This window comes from Kitasatospora sp. NPDC058218 (assembly GCF_042882445.1).
Lineage (GTDB): Bacteria > Actinomycetota > Actinomycetes > Streptomycetales > Streptomycetaceae > Kitasatospora.
In genome coordinates this window covers 36,798-51,875 of sequence record NZ_JBHVWC010000049.1, presented here as the reverse complement: position 1 = coordinate 51,875, position 15,078 = coordinate 36,798, and the positions used below count along the sequence as shown (strand labels likewise).

Genomic DNA, 15,078 nt, shown 5'->3' with positions numbered 1-15,078 from the left:
CACTTGTTCGTCCGGCGGATCCCGCGGCCGGTCTGTTCCAGGTCTCTGTTCCAGGTACGGTGCCGGTCTGTTCCGGGGTGCGGCGGGCGGGGTGTCCACGGTCCGTCGTGTCGTCAGCCGGCTACGTCGGCGGCCCCGTTTCGCGGTGCGGCCGCCGGGTGCGCGGCGGGGCGGCTGCCGGGCGCCAGGACGCGCAGCAGGTTGTCGCCCAGGATGAGTCGCCGGTCGGTGCGGGAGACCCCGGAGAAGACGGTCGGCCCGTGCAGGACTTCGTCGGTCAGGCGTTTCAGCCCGCCGCCCATGCGGCCCAGCGGCCAGTCCGTCCCAAAGATGATCTTGTGGTTGATGCCCGTCCGGAAGAGCCGGTTGAGATGCTCCGGCCAGTCCCGGAGGGTCGGGGTGCTGGCGAACCCGCCGATGTCCAGGTACACGTTGGGCCGGTATGCCGCGAGGTAGCCGCCGGTGTCCACGTGGGTCAGCCCCGCGTGCCCCAGGACGAAGTCGACCTGCGGGAAGTCGCGGGCCGCCCGGTCGATCCTGATCGGGTCCGCGGGCTCGTAGTCCAGGCTCGCCGCCGTGGGTCCAGTGTGCACGAACACGGGCAGCGACAGGGCCGCGCAGATCTCGTAGTACGGGTAGAGGCCCGGGTCGGAGGGCGAGTAGCCGCAGGGCGGGTACAGCTTCACCCCGTCCAGGGCGTACTCGTCCACCATCCGCTCGAAGGCTCGTACCCCTTCGGGGCCGCGCCGCGGATCGACCCCGATGTAGACCCAGAAGCGACCGGGGTGGCGCTGCCGGATCTCGTGGTGGAGCCGGGCCGCCTCGGCGGGCGGCGTGCTTCCGGGCATGCGCAGGCTGAAGTCCGGTACCAGCAGCACCGCCCGGGCGATCCCGGCGGCGTCCATCTCGGCGACCAGCCCGTCGGCCAGGTGGTCCTGGTGCTGGTCGGCGTAGCCGCGGGCGATGCGGGCGACCGACGGGGCCGCGCCCCTCGCGGAGAGCCTGCTGTGGACGTTGCCCGCGACGTCCTCGACGAACGCCTGGGGGATGAAGCGCGTGGACGCCACGTGGCAGTGGCCGTCGTAGACGGTGGTCATCCGACGCAGTGCTGGACGAGGCCCCGGACGGTGACGCCGTCGCTGTAGTCGAAGGTGGCGAAGTCGAAGGCCGTGCCGCTCTGTTCCTCCAGGTGGGCGACCAGGCCGACGACCGCCATGGAGTCGAGCAGGCCGGTGTGGCTGAGATTGGTGTCCGCGTCGACGACGGTCTGCGTCTCCCCGGCGTTCCACTCCTCCACCCATGCGATCAGCGACTTCTCCAGCTCCGCGCTGTCCTGGTTCATATCAGGCCACTCCCGTGCGTCGTTTCGGCATCGTGCGGTGGTGTGCGGTGCGGCTCCCCGGGACCGCTTCCGGTGGGCTTCCTGCGGCCGATCAGGCGCAGGCTGTTGCCGCTCATCAGCAGTCGTCGCTCGGGCTCCCGCAGTCCGGCGACGGCGGGGGAACCCTGGGCGAACGCGCCGACCAGGCCGCTGAGCGACTCCGACAGCCGGTAGGAGGGCCAGCAGGTCCCGAAGAGGATCTTGTGGCTGATCCCCGTGCGGAGGAGCCGGTTCAGGTGCGCCTGCCAGCCGTCCGCGGCCAGGACCGAGTGGAACTGGCTGATGTCCAGGTGCACGTTGGGCCGGTGGGCGCACAGATAGGTCGCCTCGTCGACGTGGGTGACCCCGCCGTGCCCCAGGATGAAGTCGACCTGGGGGAAGTCGCGGGCCGCCCGGTCCAGCAGGAGCGGACTGCCGTAGGAGAAGTCCAGCGGCCCCCAGCCGGGACCCGTGTGGGTCAGGACGGGCAGTCCGTGGTGCGCGCAGATCTCGAAGTACGGGTCCAACCGCGTGTCACTGGGCGAGTAGCCGCACAGCGGGTACAGCTTCAGCCCGGCGAAGCCGTACTCCGTCACGCACCGTTCGAAGAGGTCGACGCCGTCCTGGCCGGCTCGCGGGTCGACGCCCCAGAAGACGTGGAAGCGGCCCGGGTGGCGGCGGGCGACCCGGTCGTGCCAGGCCGCGAGTTCGGGACGGGACAGCCGGCAACGCGCCACCTGGGAGAAGTCGGGGACGACCAGGAACGCCTGGTCGACGCCCGCCTCGTCCATCTCGGCGACGAGCTTGTCGGCCTCGTCGTCCTGGTGGAGGGCGAGGACGTGCTCCAAGGTGCGCGAGGGTGGCACCCGGTGGCCGTACGAGGCCAGCCGGTGGTGGACGTTGGCGGCCTGGTACTCCAGGAAGGCGCGCGGGATGGCCAGTTCGCTGCCGAGCTGGACCTGCGCGTCGACCACGAGCGGCCGGTCGGGACTCCCGGCCCTCCTGCCGTTGCCGGCGCTTCCGGCCGTCGTCGGCCCGGCCGGCTCGCTCACCGGCCCCCCTCGTCCGCTGCGGGCGCGGTGGAGAGCGTGGCGGCGAAGTGCTCCGCCGCACGGGCCCTGCTCAGCTTGAGATTGGCGGTCAGGAACGCGGGGTCGGAGCGCAGCGGCCGCTCGGAGAAGACCATCGACATCACGCGCTGGTGGGGCGGGAGCGACCCGTTGACCTCCTCGACGCGCTTGCGCAGCCGCGTGCGAAGGGCGGTGTCCTTGGGGTCGGTCGGAGTGATGATCGCGCCGAGCCTGGCCGATTGCGCGGTCGGCACCACGATGATCTCGCTGAGGCCCTCGACGGAGACGAACGCACTCTCGATCTCGGCGGGGTGCACCTTGCGTCCGCTGCCGAGCACGATGACGTCCTTCTTGCGGCCGATCAGGGCGAGGTACCCGTCCTCGTCCAGTCGCCCGTAGTCACCGGTCAGGATGGAGCCGTCGGGACGGAAGCAGTCCTCGGGCGCCGAGCCGTCGTCGGTCTCGAAGTAGCCCCGGCTCAGCGGCGCCGGGCGGTTGATGACCACCTCCCCGTCCTCCAGGAAGGTCACCGCGTCCGGGTCTATCAGTTTGCCGACGGAGCCGAGCCGGTAGGCGTCCTGGGTGTTCCAGGCGACCATGCCGGTCTCCGTCAGCCCGTACGCCTCCAGGAGCCGGACGTCCTGCTTCCAGTACCCTTCGAGGGTTTCACGCCGGATCGGCGCCATCCCCGTGATCAGGAACCGTATGCGCCCACCGAGGAAGTCGCCCAGGCTGACGTCCGCGCCGCTCGACGCGGAGAGCTGCAACGCGGTGTCGTAGAAGACGGGCGGGCCTATCAGGAAGGTCGGCTGCTCCTTGCGCAGGGTCTGGAACACGCGCTGGTAGGGGGCGAGCACCAGATCCGCCCCGAGCCAGAGGCAGCAGTAGACCGACAGCCGCTGCTGGTAGTTGGAGAGCGGCAGGAAGATCAGGTGCCGGTCGGCGGCGGTCAGACGGAAGCTGTCGATGAAGCGGTTGATGACGTAGGCGGTGCCGCTTCCGCTGATCCGGAGTCCCTTGAGCCGGCCCGACGTGCCCGAGGAGTAGACCAGGCTGTGCACGTCCTCGCCGTCGTACACCTCGGCACTCGACGGCGCCACGTTCTCCCCGGGGACGCCGTCGGGCCGGATCACGGTGGGTGCCGTGAGCGGTACGGAGTCGTCCGCGATCAACAGCGCCAGGCCGTGCCGGGCGACGAACTCCGAGGGGTCGGCCACCTCCGTGGAGTCCGGGAACGCCTTGAGCAGGGCGCCGACGGCCAGTGCCGCGAGGTCCCAGGCCAGCCAGTCGAGGCTGTTGCCCGCCTTGATCCCGATGAGGTGGCCCCGCCGCACGCCCGCAGCGGTCAACTGCCCGGCGCGGACGGCCGCCAGGGCGTGCAGATCGCTGTGCGTCAATTCCCGGCGACCGCCCGAGACGTCGATCTCCACGACGCGGGCGTCCGTGTGGCCGCCGTACCGGTTCGTGAGGTCGTGCAGGGTCATGCTCACTTCGGGTCCGCCTTTCGTTTCCGCTGTAGCCGCTGTAGCCGCTGTAGCCGTCGTGCCGATCGGGGCGTTCGCAGGGCTGCCCGCAGGGGGCTGCCCGCGGCTCACACGGTCTCCCGCACGGATCCGAGCGCGGACCGCAGCGCCGCGACGCACTCGGTCAGCGCCCGGCCGGCCAGGAAGCCGATGCGGCCGCCGAGCAGTTCCTCGTACGAGCCGCTGTCGGTGTCCCAGGTGATGCACAGCCGCAGGAGGCTGCCGCCGTCGGCGGCGGGCGTGACCGTCGCCTCGCGGCGGAGGGTGCGCCACAGCCAGCCGGCCTCGGCGCTCAGCCGGACACCCCGGGCGGTGGTCTCCGCACGGTCGGCCCAGATCACGGTGTCCGCCCCGAGCCGTCCGGCGAACTCCGCGTCGTACCCGACCGGTCCGGTGTCGGCGGTGGCGAAGGGATCCAGGATGCGGGGCCGGGTGTGCAGGAGTTCCAGCACCTCAGCGGCCGGGTGCGGCAGCGACACGGTGCGGGTGAGCGGGGACAGTTCGGTACCGGAGCCGTCGGCACGCCCGTCGCCGACGGCCCGTAGATGCGCGTCGGCCTCCGCCAGGAGGGTGTCGAGGACCGACAGGCAGTGGTCGAGCTCCTCCACGGTGATGACCATGGGGGGCTGGACCCGCAGCACCCTCGGGTTGTACAGCGAATACGTGGACGTGATGCCCTCTTCCAGCAGCCGTCCCAGGACGAGACCGGCCAGGGCCTGGTCGTGGAACTCCAGGCCGTGCATCATGCCCACCCCGCGGTGCGCGGCGACCACGCCGGGGTGGCGCTCCGCGGCCGCGGCCAGCCGCTGCCCGATCGTCCCCGCCCTTTCCCGCACTCCGTCGAGGAAGAGGGGGTCCGAGGCGATGGCGACACTCTCCAGACCGACCCGGCACGACAGCGGGTTGCCGCCCAGACTGGACCCGAACGTCGAGGGCAGTTCCCGCAGCACTCCCCACACCTCCTCGGTGCCCAGCACCGCCGAGACGGGCAGCACACCGCCGCCGAATGCCTTGCCCACGCACACCAGGTCGGGGACGATGCCGGACTGCTCGTAGGCGAAGAAGGTCCCGCACCGCCCGAAGGCCGTCTGCATCTCGTCGAGGATCAGGAGGGCCCCGGCCTCGGTGCACAGCCTGCGCACCTCCCGCAGGTAGTCGGGGTGCGGCACGATCACCCCGGCCTCCGCCTGTACGGGTTCCAGCAGGACCGCGCCGACCGAGTCGTCCAGCGCGGCGGCCAGCTCGGCCGTGTCACCGAAGGTCACCTGCCGGAAGTGCTCCATGAACGGGCCGAGGTGCGTGCGGTGTTCGGGGCGGTTGGAGGCGCTGAGGGTGGCGAAGGTCTTGCCGTGGAAGCAGCCGCGGGCGCTGATGACACCGGGCCGGCCGGTCGCGGCACGGGCCAGTTTCAGCGCGTTGTCGATCGTCTCCCCGCCGCCGTTGGCCAGGTACGAGTACGGCAGACGTTGCCCGGTGGTCTGCGCGAGCCGCTCGGAGAGCCGGATCTGCACGTCCTCGAACATGATCTTGGTGCTGTTGAGCACCCCGGTGTCCAGCTGTTCCCGTACGGCCGCGACGATCCGCGGGTGGGAGTAGCCGAAGGACTGGTTGCCGTACTGGTCGAACATCGCGAGGAACGACCGTCCCTCGTCGTCGCTGACGCGGCTCCCCTCCCCCCTGGCCTGGACCTTGCAGCCCATGACGAACGCCATCTTGGCGTAGGTGGGGTGGTTGTGCGCCGCCTTCAGTTCAGCCAGCTGCTGGCGTCGAGTGCGCATGTACGGCCTCCTCCTTCGGATCGGCGGACGCGTAGGTGTCGTAGTCGCCGAAGAAGTACTGCAGCACCCGGTTGCCGCGGTGTACGTCGTCGCGCGCCGCCTGGGCGGCTCCGTGCACATCCAGGGTCGCCACCAGGCTGAGCGGCGCTCCCTGGAAGCGTTCGTCCGCGTACGGCTCGCCGAGCGCCACGAAGCCGAGGTCCCGGTAGAAGGTGCGCAGGCCCCCCGAGTCGTCGACGAAGAAGTCGCCGATGATGTGCGTCACCCGGTGCCTACGGACGCTGTGGACCAGCGCCTGGCGCATGAGCGCCAGGCCGATCTCCTGGTTCCGGAGCTTCGGCAGGGTCATCAGGTGGCCGAACTCCACCAGTCGGTTGCGCGGCCGCAGCAGGGAGAGGTCGACGGTGTCGTCGCAGGGCAGCCCTGACGGCGAGTCGGGAACGACCTTGACGGTGCCCACCGCCACGCCGTCGAGGTAGCCGACGATGTATTCGGCCGTCCCGTCGAAGCGGTCGAAGGTGGCCGCCGTGTCGGCCGTGTCGGCGAGCCGGCCCTGGTCCTGCACGTAGACGGCGTCACGCAGCAGGATCACATCGGCTCGCTCGGCCTCTGTCCGGGCTATTCGATAGGTAACGTCCATGACCTTCACCCCTCTTGAGATCACTTGCGGAGCAGCTTCACGAAGAAGTCGAGGTATCCGCTGTGGAGATGACGGATCCGGTCCCGGACCTCGACGTGGAGAGCGGGCAGTCGCTCGATCGGAAGATTCGGCATCAGGTGGTGCTCGACGTGGTAGTTGTTGCCGTTCGTGAACCACATGGCGATCCGGTTGGAACGTATCGTCCGGGTATTGGCGAAGGGGTCCCGATCGAGGGTCTCGCACCGGTAGTGCTCGGGCAGTTCGATCACCGCGTGCACCGGAGCGGCGACGAGCAGGAGCGGCAGCAACCACACCCGGACGATGACGGCATTCCCTGTCCACCAGGTCAGTGCGCCCAACCCGGCAATGACGGCCGCCGCAAGAAGATGGTCCCGCCGGATCCTGCGGGAGACCAGGGCGTTCTCCTCGGAGAAGTCCCGGCCCAGCAGCGAGCGGCCGAGATTCGCGACGAAGAACACGTAGTGGTGGGCCATGGAGAAACGAACGGCCCAGTCGAGAGCGACAGCCAGTCGCGACCGGTCGCCCTTCGCGCCGTACTGGTCGCCGTAGTCGAAGAACTCACGGTTCATCGGGGTTCCCAGATCGCGGTGGTGGCGCATGTGGGTGGCCCGGTAGGCGGCGAAGGAGATGAGCATCGGCAGCCCGAGGACGATGCCGGTGACGGTGTTCGCCCGGCTGCTGCGATAGGCCAGATTGTGCAGCGTCTCGTGCTGGAGCTCCGCGGCGTGCGCGAACATGGCGCCGATCAGGACCACTCCGACGATCAGACACCAGAGCACGGGCTGCAGCGCCAGCGCGACACCCGCCCCGGTGAGGACGGCGCACAGGGTCAACTTGAGGGAGAACACCCAGCCCCGGGGCTCGGTGCGCAGGTGTTTCAGCGTTGCTCTGAGCTCAACGGCCTCCTGATGCCGGGATGAACGAGGGACTGCCGTCTCGCCTGCGGGCGCGTCCACACTCCTGCCTCCTTTCCGATCACGACGCAAGGTGCGTATCGCTGAGGGCGCGTGCGGGCAGGGTGCGCTCGTGGCACACCGCCCTCGACCCGGCCGGGACCGGATCTGGCCGGCCTGGTTCGCCGTTCGGCTCTGCTCGGGTCGGCGTGTGGTCAGCCCGCCGACGCGCGGGACCGCTCGGGACCGGGACACAGCGCGTGGAGCGGTGTGTGCGGACCGGCCTTCTCGATCGCGTCGAACATCGACAGCAGCCCCGCCAGGTGCGCCTCGCTCTCCGGTGCGCTGTAGAGGTCGGGGTGGGTGTCGAGGATGAGTTCCATCGTCCCGTCGGACGCGATCTGGATCAGGTACACCGTCATGTCGACGGTGAGGGGGAGCGAAACCGTGTGCTGGATCGCCGGGACTCCCGCGAAGTCCAGCCGGTGGTCGAACTGCATGACGTTGACCATGGCGGCCCACAACCGTCCGCTGCCGCCCTGTTCGGCGATCTCCCGCGACAACTCGGCCGTGGGATAACGCGAGTGCAACAGAAGTTCACGCACTTCGCGCGAGACCCGTCGGGCGTGGCCGACCAGCGACGATCCGTCGTCGAAGGGGACCCGCAGCGGCAGGATGTTCATCGCCATGCCGACGGCGTTGCGCACCTGCGGACTCAGCCGGCCTACCGTCGGGAGCCCCAGGAGCACTTCGGACTCCCGGACCGTGCTGCCCACGTACGCGGCCATCGCGCTGATGGCCAGATCGGACCAGGTCACGCCCAGGCCGTCCGCGACCTTCCCCAGACGGGCGACCCGGTCGGGCGCCAGCTCGTGCCGAGTACGCCGGCCTGCGATGGCGGTCTTGGCTCGGCGACGGGAGGGTCCGACGGGCTCCGGGCGGTCCGCCAGTTTGGCGTGCCAGTGCGCTCGATCCGAGAGGAAACGTTTCCCCTCCCGATACGCGGCCTCGTTCTCCCGCAGCCGCTCGAAGGGCTGCAGCATCCCCTGCTCGTGGTTCCGCCCCTGCGCCAGGGCGCTGTAGACGGCTGCCATGCGGTTGAGGATCAGCGCGAGGCTCCAGCCGTCGACGACGGCGTGGTGGACCTTCCAGTACAGCAGGAAACAGTCGTCCGCCGTCTTGATGACGGTGGCACCGCACAGCTTCAGCGGATCCACCGGACGGTGGACGTCCTCGGCCATCCACGCCGCGGCCGCCGCGGCCGGATCCCTCCGTGCACTCAGATCGACCCATTGCAGGGGAGTCGGGTCCGGGTGCACGAACTGGCGGTGCTCGCCTTCCACCGTGATGATCCCCAGACGCAGCGCGTCGGCTTCGCGCTGGACCCGCAGGTGTGCGGCGCGCAGGAGATCGAGGTCCACCGGGCCGCGGATCTCCAAGTAGTCACAGACGGAGAAGACGGGATTGGTGAGGTCGCCGATCTGCGCATTCCAGGTTCTCGACTGTGTGGGGAGCAGCGGAAAGTGTTCCCCGTGAGGTGCGTGCACCGTGCGTCCCTTCTCCGACGTAGGACAGACCGAAGATCTTCAGAAGCGGGCGAGGAGGAAATTGGCCGGATGCACTGGTTTCGGCAGGAGAGAAGAGATGACCGGCATGGAGGTCATGCCGGCGGCCATGGCTGACCGGCGGTGCCGGATAACGCTGCGAACAGTCCGAATATCGGACATCTCGTGACCAGAAAATGATGTTTGGCGGTCGACCTGAAAGACGCTACACGCGCAACGAGATGGCCTCAATCAGTAATGATTGGCCGATGTTGCGATCAAGACAGGCTACGATACGGTCAAATTTGATCACTATGCACCGAGGGGATACGGAAGATCCGCTGGTCACGGGAACGCCATTATCAGATTCGCCAGAGTGAATGGTGTGATCCAACCTTCCTCGTGTGACCGGCGGTCGGGGCGTCCGGCCCACCCGGGGGCAGCTGACGGCCGGGACGAGACGGCTGGTGGCAGCGGTGCGAGCGGGGCCGGCGGAGTCCACCGGGAGACTTCATCACCGGTTCACCGGCCGGCGATGAGCTGGCCAGTTCCGTCAAGGCCGTCTTGACAGTGGATCCTCAGGCACGACGCGAGCGCGAACGGGCCACCTCAGGCACGACGCGAGCGCGAACGGGCCACCTCAGGCACGACGCGAGCGCGAACGGGCCACCTCCCGCGTGCACCCCCGCCGTTCAGCGGGTGTCGCCCGCACCACCCCGGAAAGGGGTGCGCACCGGATCGATCGCGCCGCCGCGGACGGCCAGGATCGATGACGTGAACGCATCCCCACCCAGCACCCGTCGACGCCGGGCTCCGCTCGCCGCCGTGGCGGCCGCGCTGCTCGCCGCCGTCGCCCTGCCCACCACCGGCACCGCCTCGGCGAGCGCCGCCACCGCGCCGGCCGTCCCCTCCCGCTACGCCCAGCAGCGACTCGCCTGGCAGCCCTGCGCGGAGGCGCCCGCGCTGGAGTGCGCCACGATGGCCGTCCCGCGCGACTGGCACCACCCGAACGGCGGCCCGGACCTCTCCGTCGCGGTGTCCCGCCATCGCGCGGGCGACCCGGCACAGCGGCGCGGCACCCTGCTGATGGCCGCCGGCGGCCCCGGCGGCGCGGGGCTGCTGCGCCCGGACACCTTCGTGCGCGCGGCACCGACCGTCGGGGCCGCGTACGACGTGGTGGGCTTCGACCAGCGCGGGGTCGGCCACAGCACCCGGGCGGTCTGCCAGACACCCGAGGAGTTCCGGGCCTTCTTCGCCGGGGACTTCCGCGACGACTCCCCGGCCGCCCGCGCCCGCGTGATCGACAACTCCCGCCGGCTGGCCGCCGGCTGCGAGCAGCGCAGTGGCGGCTTGCTGCCGTACCTGACGACCGAGCAGACCGCCCGCGATCTCGACCTCTTCCGCGCCCTGCTCGGCGAGCGGCGGATCAGCTACTACGGCCCGTCCTACGCCACCATGATCGGCGCCTACTACGCGACGCTCTTCCCGCAGCGGGTCGAGCGGATGGTCCTGGACAGCAATGTCGGCTTCGACGGCAGCTGGGAACGGTTCCAGCTGGGGCAGCCGATGAGCTTCCAGCGTCGCTTCGAGGAGGACTTCCTGCCCTGGCTCGCGGCCCGGGACGGCACGTACCACTACGGCACCACCGTCGCCGAGGCCAAAGCCCACTGGGAGCGGCGACGCGCGGCCCTGCACGACAGCCCCCTCGTCGACGGCACCCTGACCGTCGGCCCCAACCAGCTGGACAACGGGACCGTCCAGGCCGTCTACCGGGCGGGCGACGGCTTCCCCGGGCTGGCCACCGCCCTGACCGCGCTGGACGACTGGCCGGGCGCGAGCCAGACCGCCCGGGCGACGGCGCGGCTGGTCTTCGGCCAGTACCTGAGCCCCGAGTTCCTCGCCGAGTACTTCGCGGTGACCTGCAACGACACGCCCTGGACCCGCGATCTGGACACCTGGGTCGCGCAGGGCGCCGAACTCACCGCCCGCTGGCCGCTGGCGGGCGCCCGGACACTGGCCTTCGCCGCCGTCTGCGCCTCCTGGCCGGCGCCGACCGCGCCCCGGGTGCGGGTGACCGGAGCGGGCCTGCCGCCCACCCTGATGCTCAACTCCCGCCACGACCCGGCCACCTACTACGAGGCCGCCCGCTCGGCCCATCGCGCGCTGCGCGGCTCCCGGCTGGTGACGGTCACCGGCAACGGCGACCACGGCCAGTACCCGGGGCCCGACAGCTGCGTCCGCGAGGTCGTCGAGTCCTACCTGCTCGCCGACCGCGCCCCCCGCCACGACCTCACCTGCCCCTCGCCGCAGGCCGGTTGACCGTGCCCCGGCGCCCCCCGGCGCCGGGTGCGGGCTGCCGGGTACGGCCCGGGCGGGCGATGACGGCCGCACTCGGAGCACGGCGGTGGGGGGTGGGGGGCGGGGGGGGGGGGTTCGGCCCCCCCCGCGGCGCCGCGGGGGGGGCGCCCCCCCCCCGGCCGCCCCCCCCACCGCCGCGTCGTCGGCAGGTCGGTCGGGGACGATCAGGGGCGGTCGAGGGTGATGGAGTTGACCGGGCCCAGGTCGGCCCAGACGCCGTTCTGGGCGGGCATGTCGTAGTTGCAGTTGGTGCCGTTGTAGCCGAGGCACAGGTGGGCGTGGGCGCCGCCGGTCTGGTTGTTGAGCACCCAGTGCCAGCCGGTCTTGTTGCTCAGGTTGTGGGCGCCGTAGCTGTAGAACACGTCGGTCGGCGGGGTGGAGGTGGGCGCGCCCTCGCCGTAGATGCAGACCGCCCCGGACGGGCAGCCGTCCCAGCTGTCGGCGGCCTGGGCACCGGTGGCGCCCAGGGTGGTGACGGCGGCGGTCGCCAGGGCGAGCGCCGCGGCGGCGTGCAGGATCCTGCGCATGGTGGTTCTCCCTCTGCTGTGGCTGGTCCGGGTGTGACTGGCCCGGCCGGTGATCAGCAGCGTAGGAGCGGTGCGGCGGCAGCGGTCCCTGACGGATGACAGGGTGTGCCGGGCCGCGGGTCGACGCGGGGGCCGTCAGGACGCCCGACGGTCAGGACGACGCGGGCGCCGGTCGGCGCGGGACGGTGAAGGTGTCGCAGGCGGTCATGGAGCCCGTCCGGTACCCCGTGGTGAACCAGGCCTTGCGCTGCTCGGAGGAGCCGTGCGTCCAGCTCTCCGGGTCGATCCGGCCGGTGGCCCGCTGCTGGATCCGGTCGTCGCCCACGGCGGCCGCCGCGTCCAGGCCCTGGGCGATGTCCTGATCGGTGAGGGTGCTGATCAGCGGGCGGCCGGTGGAGGCCTGCGGGGTGGTGGTGGCGTGGTGGGCCCAGACCCCCGCGTAGCAGTCCGCCTGGAGTTCGAGCTTCACGGAGGCGCTGTCCCGGCCCTGCCGGTCCCGGCCGACCTTCTCCATCGTGCCGGTGAGGTTCTGGATGTGGTGCCCGTACTCGTGCGCCACCACGTACGCCTCGGCGAAGGGGCCGCCGCGGGCGCCGAACCGGGTGGAGAGCTCGTCGAAGAAGCCGAGGTCGAAGTAGGCCTGACGATCACCCGGGCAGTAGAACGGGCCGACGGCGGAGTTCGCCGCGCCGCACGCGGTGGAGACCCGGTCGGTGAACAGGACCGTTTCGGCAGGCCGGTAGGGCGTGCCGTGCCGGGGCAGTTCGCCCCGCCAGTACTCCTGAACGCTGTTGGTGACGGCCACGATCCGGCAGTCCTGACGGCGGTTGGCGTCCGCACCGCTGCGGCAGACCTGCTGCACCTCCCCGGCGGTGCTGGGGAGGGCGCCGGCGCCCTCCCCACCCCCGTCGGAGAGACCGAGCACGCTCGGGTCGACACCGAGGAGCACCGCGACCAGGGCGACCAGCAGGCCCGCCGCGCCACCGCCGATCGCGATCCGGCCACCCGGCCGCCCGCGCCGGTCGTCCACCTGTGAGGTGTCGAGGTCCCCCTGCTCGTCGAACTGCATGGTCGTCCGTCCGTCGTACCCGCCGCGGCGCGGGTGCGGCCGCCCGGCCACGGTAGCCCGTCGAGCCACCCCGACCGGGGAAGGACGCGCAGGTCAGAGGCGGTCTGCCGGGGCGGGCAGCCGCACCCGTGGCCCGGGCCCGCCCAGGTGCGGGCGGGCCCGGCCGGCGCCTACCGCGGAGCCGGGGCGTAGCCGGCGGGCCGGGCGGTGAAGGTGCCCCGGCCCTGGCTGCGGCTGCGCAGCCCGGTGGCGTAGCCGAACAGCTCGGCCACCGGCACGGTCGCCGTCACCGTCGCCGCACCGGCCCGTGCCTGCGAGCCCTGGACCCGGCCGCGGCGGGCCGCCAGGTCACCGAGCACACCGCCCACCACCTCCTCGGGCACGCTCACCGTCACCTCGGCGACCGGCTCCAGCAGCAGCGGGCGGCAGGCCCGCAGCGCCTGGCGCAGGGCCTGGCGCCCGGCGGTGCGGAACGCCAGGTCCGAGGAGTCCTTGGGGTGGGTGGCCCCGTCGGTCAGCGTGACGAGCACCCCGGTGACGGGGTGACCGCCCAGCGGTCCCTCGGTGAGCGCGTCGCGGCAGCCGGCCTCCACCGCCTGGACGTACTCCCTGGGCACCCGACCGCCGGTGACGGTCGAACGGAAGACGAACCCCTCGGCGGCCCGGGCGTCGTCGCCGTCCAGCGGTGCCACGTCGAGCACGACATGGGCGAACTGGCCGGCGCCGCCGTCCTGTTTGACGTGCCGGTGGACGAGGCCGGACACGCCGCCGGCGATGGTCTCCCGGTAGGCCACCTGCGGCCGCCCGACGGTCACCTCCAGCCCGTGGGTGCGGCGGATCTTCTCCACCGCGACCTCCAGGTGCAGCTCGCCCAGCCCCGACAGCACCCGCTGGCCCGTCTCCGGGTCGGTCCGGACCACCAGCGACGGGTCCTCCTCGGCGAGCCGGGCCAGCGCCGTGGCCAGCCGGTCGGTGTCGGTGGCCCGGCGGGCCTCGACGGCCACCGTGACGACCGGGTCGGCCGCCACGGTCGGCTCCAGGACCAGCGGCGCGCCGGGCGCACAGAGCGTGGCACCCGCGCGGGCGGCCTTGACCCCGACCACGGCGACGATGTCCCCGGCCGCCGCCGACTCCGTCTCGGCGTGCCGGTCGGCCTGGACCCGCAGGATCCGGGCGACCCGTTCGGTGCGCCCCGTGCCGGCGTCCAGCACCGTCTCCCCCTTCCGGATCGTGCCCGAGTAGACGCGCAGGTAGGTGAGCCGGCCGGTGGCGGTGGCGTTCACCTTGAACGCCAGCGCGGCGAACGGCCCGGCCGGATCGGCGGTGCGCAGCTGCTCCGCGCCGTCGAGCAGACCGCGCACGGCCGGCACGTCCAGCGGCGAGGGCAGGTAGTCCACCACGGCCGCGAGCAGCGGTTCGATGCCCCGGTTGCGGTAGGCCGAGCCGCACAGCACGACCACGGCCCCGCCGGTGCGGGTGAGGTCGCGCAGCGCGGCGGACAGCGTCCCGGTGGAGAGCGCCGCACGGTCGCAGTACTCCTCCAGCGCGCCGGGGTGGAGCCCGGCCACCGCCTCGTCGAGCAGGCGGCGGCGGTGCTCGGCCTCGGCCCGCAGCTCCTCGGGGACGGGGCCCTCCCGGTAGGCGTCCGGGCCGGGCCGGTCCGCCCAGGTGAGGGCGCGCATCCGCAGCAGGTCCACCACGCCGGTGAAGCCCTCCTCCTGCCCGATGGGCAACTGGACGGCCAACGGGACGGGGTGCAGGCGGTCGCGGATGGAGGCCACGGCCGCGTCCAGGTCGGCGCCGGCGCGGTCGAGCTTGTTGACGAACGCGATCCTCGGCACCCCGTGCCGGTCGGCCTGGCGCCACACCGACTCGCTCTGCGGCTCGACGCCCGCCACGGCGTCGAAGACCGCCACCGCCCCGTCGAGCACCCGCAGCGAGCGCTCCACCTCGTCGGCGAAGTCCACGTGGCCCGGGGTGTCGATCAGGTTGATCCGATGGCCGTCCCAGGCGCAGCTGACCGCCGCGGCGAAGATGGTGATGCCCCGGTCGCGCTCCTGGGGGTCGAAGTCGGTGACGGTCGTGCCGTCGTGGACCTCGCCCCGCTTGTGGGTGGCGCCGGTGAGGTAGAGGATCCGCTCGGTGACGGTGGTCTTGCCCGCGTCCACGTGGGCGAGGATGCCCAGATTGCGCACGGTGGCGATGGCCGCGGTGGCGGCGGCGGTCGTGGTGGCGGCGGTGGTCGTGGTGGCGGTGGTCGTGCTGACGAGGTCGGTGCGCATGGCCCGGTGCCTT

12 protein-coding genes are annotated in these 15,078 nt (G+C 71.8%); 1 reads left to right on the top strand and 11 read right to left on the bottom strand.

What is annotated here, in order from left to right; genetic code table 11:
* Positions 1–113 precede the first annotated feature (113 nt).
* From ACFVYI_RS28355 to ACFVYI_RS28320, 8 genes are all read right to left on the bottom strand, one after another.
* Complete coding sequence (locus ACFVYI_RS28355; protein ID WP_387890686.1) at positions 114–1,097, bottom strand: amidohydrolase family protein; 984 nt, start codon at positions 1,095–1,097, stop codon at positions 114–116.
* A complete protein-coding gene (locus ACFVYI_RS28350; protein WP_387890685.1) occupies positions 1,094–1,342 on the bottom strand; it encodes a phosphopantetheine-binding protein in 249 nt (82 codons plus the stop codon). Before ACFVYI_RS28350 ends, ACFVYI_RS28355 begins: the two co-directional genes overlap by 4 nt.
* Positions 1,339–2,412: an amidohydrolase family protein gene (locus tag ACFVYI_RS28345; RefSeq protein ID WP_387890683.1), complete on the bottom strand. Its 1,074-nt coding sequence runs from the start codon at positions 2,410–2,412 to the stop codon at positions 1,339–1,341. The genes ACFVYI_RS28350 and ACFVYI_RS28345 overlap by 4 nt, the downstream gene beginning before the upstream one ends.
* On the bottom strand, positions 2,409–3,914 hold the full coding sequence (locus tag ACFVYI_RS28340; protein ID WP_387890740.1) for an AMP-binding protein: 1,506 nt from the start codon (positions 3,912–3,914) through the stop codon (positions 2,409–2,411). Before ACFVYI_RS28340 ends, ACFVYI_RS28345 begins: the two co-directional genes overlap by 4 nt.
* A gap of 107 nt (positions 3,915–4,021) precedes the next feature.
* Positions 4,022–5,731 carry an aspartate aminotransferase family protein gene (locus tag ACFVYI_RS28335; RefSeq protein WP_387890682.1) on the bottom strand — a complete coding sequence of 570 codons (1,710 nt, stop codon included), beginning with the start codon at positions 5,729–5,731 and terminating at the stop codon, positions 4,022–4,024.
* Positions 5,703–6,371, bottom strand: coding sequence for a GNAT family N-acetyltransferase (locus ACFVYI_RS28330; protein ID WP_387890679.1), 669 nt, complete (start codon positions 6,369–6,371; stop codon positions 5,703–5,705). Before ACFVYI_RS28330 ends, ACFVYI_RS28335 begins: the two co-directional genes overlap by 29 nt.
* Before the next feature lie 20 nt (positions 6,372–6,391).
* A complete protein-coding gene (locus ACFVYI_RS28325) occupies positions 6,392–7,240 on the bottom strand; it encodes a fatty acid desaturase family protein (RefSeq protein WP_387890677.1) in 849 nt (282 codons plus the stop codon).
* Between the two features lie 260 nt (positions 7,241–7,500).
* Complete coding sequence (locus tag ACFVYI_RS28320) at positions 7,501–8,832, bottom strand: condensation domain-containing protein (RefSeq protein ID WP_387890674.1); 1,332 nt, start codon at positions 8,830–8,832, stop codon at positions 7,501–7,503.
* Positions 8,833–9,603: 771 nt separating this feature from the next.
* Between ACFVYI_RS28320 and ACFVYI_RS28315 the strand changes: the two genes are divergently transcribed.
* Positions 9,604–11,148 carry an alpha/beta hydrolase gene (locus ACFVYI_RS28315; RefSeq protein WP_387890672.1) on the top strand — a complete coding sequence of 515 codons (1,545 nt, stop codon included), beginning with the start codon at positions 9,604–9,606 and terminating at the stop codon, positions 11,146–11,148.
* A 203-nt stretch (positions 11,149–11,351) separates the two neighbouring features.
* On the opposite strand, the gene ACFVYI_RS28310 is transcribed toward ACFVYI_RS28315, so the two are convergent.
* From ACFVYI_RS28310 to fusA, 3 genes are all read right to left on the bottom strand, one after another.
* Positions 11,352–11,714, bottom strand: coding sequence for a hypothetical protein (locus ACFVYI_RS28310; RefSeq protein WP_360642264.1), 363 nt, complete (start codon positions 11,712–11,714; stop codon positions 11,352–11,354).
* Between the two features lie 151 nt (positions 11,715–11,865).
* Positions 11,866–12,783, bottom strand: a complete 918-nt coding sequence (locus ACFVYI_RS28305) for a neutral zinc metallopeptidase (RefSeq protein ID WP_387890670.1) — start codon at positions 12,781–12,783, stop codon at positions 11,866–11,868.
* Positions 12,784–12,953: 170 nt separating this feature from the next.
* Entirely contained in the window at positions 12,954–15,065 is a 2,112-nt protein-coding gene (gene fusA, locus ACFVYI_RS28300; protein ID WP_387890669.1) for an elongation factor G, read from the bottom strand.
* Positions 15,066–15,078 lie beyond the last annotated feature (13 nt).

Excerpts from the sequence above, each read along its gene's own strand:
- ACFVYI_RS28355 (WP_387890686.1), bottom strand. The coding sequence starts at position 1,097 with ATGACCACCGTCTACGACGGCCACTGCCACGTGGCGTCCACGCGCTTC.
- ACFVYI_RS28350 (WP_387890685.1), bottom strand. The coding sequence starts at position 1,342 with ATGAACCAGGACAGCGCGGAGCTGGAGAAGTCGCTGATCGCATGGGTG.
- ACFVYI_RS28340 (WP_387890740.1), bottom strand. The coding sequence starts at position 3,914 with ATGACCCTGCACGACCTCACGAACCGGTACGGCGGCCACACGGACGCC.
- ACFVYI_RS28335 (WP_387890682.1), bottom strand. The coding sequence starts at position 5,731 with ATGCGCACTCGACGCCAGCAGCTGGCTGAACTGAAGGCGGCGCACAAC.
- ACFVYI_RS28330 (WP_387890679.1), bottom strand. The coding sequence starts at position 6,371 with ATGGACGTTACCTATCGAATAGCCCGGACAGAGGCCGAGCGAGCCGAT.
- ACFVYI_RS28310 (WP_360642264.1), bottom strand. The coding sequence starts at position 11,714 with ATGCGCAGGATCCTGCACGCCGCCGCGGCGCTCGCCCTGGCGACCGCC.
- ACFVYI_RS28305 (WP_387890670.1), bottom strand. The coding sequence starts at position 12,783 with ATGCAGTTCGACGAGCAGGGGGACCTCGACACCTCACAGGTGGACGAC.
- fusA (WP_387890669.1), bottom strand. The coding sequence starts at position 15,065 with ATGCGCACCGACCTCGTCAGCACGACCACCGCCACCACGACCACCGCC.